Annotated in this window: 1 protein-coding gene; it reads right to left on the bottom strand. The window is 70.7% G+C overall.

Annotated elements, in window-relative coordinates; all coding sequences use genetic code 11:
* A partial coding sequence (dnaE, locus tag M3Q23_00660) for a DNA polymerase III subunit alpha (GenBank protein ID MDP9340625.1) occupies nt 1–2,193 on the bottom strand: 2,193 nt, incomplete at its 3' end.
* Nucleotides 2,194–2,266 lie beyond the last annotated feature (73 nt).

The following is a 2,266-nucleotide window of genomic DNA, read 5'->3' as shown; positions in this document are numbered from 1 at the left end:
ACCGAGCGCAGCCGGAGCGAGTTCCCGCGAAGCGGAAGAGACCTCCTCGACCACGTAGTCCTCCTCGGAGCGGTTCACGTCGAGCGGAAGGATGGGGATGCCGTGGAGGCGGGCGTCCTCCAGGATCATCCGCCGCGGGTACATGCCGGGCTCGTGGGTGAGCACGCCGGCCAGGAAGTGGGCCGGCCAGTGGGCCTTCAGGTAGGCGGACTGGTAGGTGGGGACGGCGAACGCGGCGGCGTGGGCCTTGCAGAACCCGAACGAGGCGAACGAGAAGAGCTCCTTCCAGATGCGCTCGGCCTCGGCGCCGCCCAGCCGGGCGCGGACCCGGGCCCTGAAGTCCTCGCGGATCTTCTCCACCTCGAACGGGTCGGCGTCGAGGTGACGGCGGATGCGGTCGGCCTCCGCCAGGTCGTAGCCAGCCAGGGCGGCAAGCGTCCGTATGACCTGCTCGTGGTACACGATCACGCCGTGCGTCTCGCCCAGCACGGGCCGGAGCGAGGGGTGGACGAACTCCGACGGCTCCAGCCCGTGGCGGCGCCGGAGGAACGGCGAGACCATGTCCGATTTCACCGGTCCCGGACGGAACAGCGAGATGTCCACGATGAGGTCCTCCCACACTGTGGGCTGGAGCTTCTGGAGCAGCTCCCGCTGGCCCGGCGACTCGATCTGGAAGCACCCCAGGGTGTCCGAGGACCGGATCAGCTCGAACGTCGGCGGGTCGTCCCGTGGGATGTCGTCGAGGTCGACCTTCACCCCTGTAGTCCGGGCGATCTCGGTGACGGCGTGGCGCATGGCCGAGAGCATCCGGACCCCCAGCACGTCGAGCTTCAGGTACCCCAGCAGCTCCACGTCGTCCTTGTCCGCCTGGAGCATCCGGTAGCCCTGGAACGACCGCTCCAGCGGGACCCGCTCCACCAGGTCGTGGCCGGCCAGCGCGATGGCGGAGGGATGCAGCGCGAGGTGCCGGGGGAACCCGTTCAGCCGCTCGGCCACCCGGAACAGCGTCTCCAGCTGCCCGGCCCCCAGGTTCGAGTCGCGCAGCTCGGGCAGCGAGGAGATGGCCTCCCGGATGTGGTGCGCGCCGATATGAGGGAACGCCTTCGCCACCGTGTCGATCTCGGTCTCCGGCAACCCCAGGGCCTTGCCCACCTCCCGGATGGCGGCGCGGGCCCGGTACGTCTCGACCATGCACACGCAGGCGCACCGGTCCTCGCCGTGGCGGGACAGGACCATGTCGTAGACGTCCTCGCGGCGGGCCGACTCCACGTCGATGTCGATGTCGGGGAGCTCGTCGCGGAGCGGGTTCAGGAAGCGCTCGAACACCAGCCCGTGGCGGATCGGATCGACCTCGGAGATGCCGGTCAGGTAGCACACCAGCGAGCTCGCCGCCGAGCCCCGGCAGGCGCACCGGATGCCCATGGCGTGGATGTCCGCCACGATGTCGGCCACCGTCAGGAAGAACGCCGAGTAGCCGAGCCGGTGGACCATGGCCAGCTCGAGGTCCAGGCGGTCCCGGACCTCCCGGGTCGCCTCCAGGCCTCGGCGCCCGAGCCCGCGCCAGCACCGCTCCGCCAGCACCGACGACGCGCTGCGTCCTGCCGGCGTGGGGAAGTCGGGGAAGTGGACCGTCTTCAGGCCGAGGTCGAACTCACAGGACTCGGCGATGGCGAGCGTGGCGTCGCACAGCTCCGGCCGCTCCGCGAACAGCCGCCGCATCGCCGCCGCTGGCTTCAGCCACCCCTCCGAATTGGTCCGGGTGACGTGATGGTCGGCCACCGGGACGATCTCGCGCATGCACTCCAGGGCGTCAGCCAGGTAGGCGTCCTCGCGCTGGAGGTACCGGACCGCATTGGTGGCGACCGCGCCGACCCCCGCCTCGTCCGCGAGCCGGAGCAGCCGCCGGATCTCCGCCGTCGACGAAGCCTCCACCCGGTGCTCGACCGCCACGTACAGCCGATCCCCGAACGCCTCGCGAAACGGCTCGAGCGCCGCCACCGCCGCATGATGCCGCCCCCCGACGGCCAACCGACCGACGTGCGAAGAGGGCCCCAGCAGGCAGATCAAGCCGCCGGAGTGAGCCAGGATCTGCGCCGGAGCCACCGCCGGATCTCCGCGTTCCCCGGTCATGTGAGCGTCGGTGATCAGCCGGCACAAATTCGCATAGCCGACCCGATCCCGGGCCAGTAGCACCACCGCAGTGTCTGTGTCGGTGGAAGGCCGAAGGGCCGCAAAGGACGGGGGGCCGTGCGCAGCGGGGGTTGGG

Source organism: Actinomycetota bacterium, assembly GCA_030774015.1.
Taxonomy (GTDB): domain Bacteria; phylum Actinomycetota; class UBA4738; order UBA4738; family JACQTL01; genus JALYLZ01.
This window is presented reverse-complemented; position numbering and strand designations above follow the sequence as displayed.